This window comes from Cohnella baijiui (genome assembly GCF_020731285.1).
Lineage (GTDB): Bacteria > Bacillota > Bacilli > Paenibacillales > Paenibacillaceae > Cohnella.
In genome coordinates, this window is record NZ_JAJFOW010000132.1 from 1 (window position 1) to 392 (window position 392).

Consider the following 392-nt stretch of genomic DNA (forward strand, 5'->3'; position numbering starts at 1 on the left):
GCCTTGCAGGATGCGGAAAGCAAGCAGGGTTTTAAAGCCCGGAACAAAGGCGACCAATATAGTCAGTACCGTTACACCTAGCATTGTAATCAACATAATATTTTTGCGTCCCACTGCATCGGAGAGCGGTCCGTAGAATAGAAGCGAGATAGCTAATGCAAAAATCGTAAGTGAAACCGAAAGGCTAGACACTGCCGGCGATAGGTTGAACTCTTCTGTAAAGAGCGGCAGCAAAGGCTGTGGAAAATAAATGTTGGCAAACACGAGAAACGAAGCAATACTGAGCGCCAGCGACGCCCGCCAGAACGATTTCGTTCCTGCTTCAATCATGAAAATCATCTTCTTTCTTCTGTAATAAATGTTGTTGCTTTGATCGTAGCATGGGAGTATAA

General features: G+C 45.2%; 1 protein-coding gene. It reads right to left on the reverse strand.

The window, feature by feature from the left end; genetic code table 11:
* Positions 1-330, reverse strand: a 330-nt coding sequence (locus LKX83_RS31970) for an MFS transporter (protein WP_227887299.1), incomplete at its 3' end; no start/stop codon positions are given.
* Positions 331-392: the final 62 nt, after the last annotated feature.